The organism is Martelella sp. AMO21009 (assembly GCF_053484295.1).
Window position 1 is genome coordinate 1 of sequence record NZ_JBAKFR010000077.1, and the last position, 349, is coordinate 349.

Annotated in this window: 1 protein-coding gene; it reads right to left on the reverse strand. The window is 62.8% G+C overall.

Annotation, left to right across the window (positions count from 1 at the left end; genetic code table 11):
- A partial coding sequence (locus tag V6766_RS25520) for a Mu transposase domain-containing protein (RefSeq protein ID WP_448471036.1) occupies window positions 1-349 on the reverse strand: 349 nt, incomplete at both ends.

Sequence of the window (349 nt, forward strand, 5' to 3'; positions counted from 1 at the left end):
CGGCACAGTGTGGCGAATTCCTCCGGCAGATCCCAGCCCTGCAAAGGGGCTGCCTGATCCAGCGCATTGATCTTCTGCTCGATCAGCGGCAGGTAATGCACCGGGTCGAAGATGACATCCTCCCGGTCCCAACTCCGGGGATGGCGGGCGATGATCTCGCCGCGGCAGCCGATCACCACCTTGTCGACATAGCCTCGAACCCAAACGTCCTGATGACCGTAGGCGACAGGCACGGAATAGTCGTTCGTCTTGTAGCGAACGAGAGACTGGGCCGTGACCCTGGCGCTGGCTTGGTCGCAGGCGTCAAAGGGCGACGCCGGCAAGGACTGCATGGCAGCCAGATCGCGCT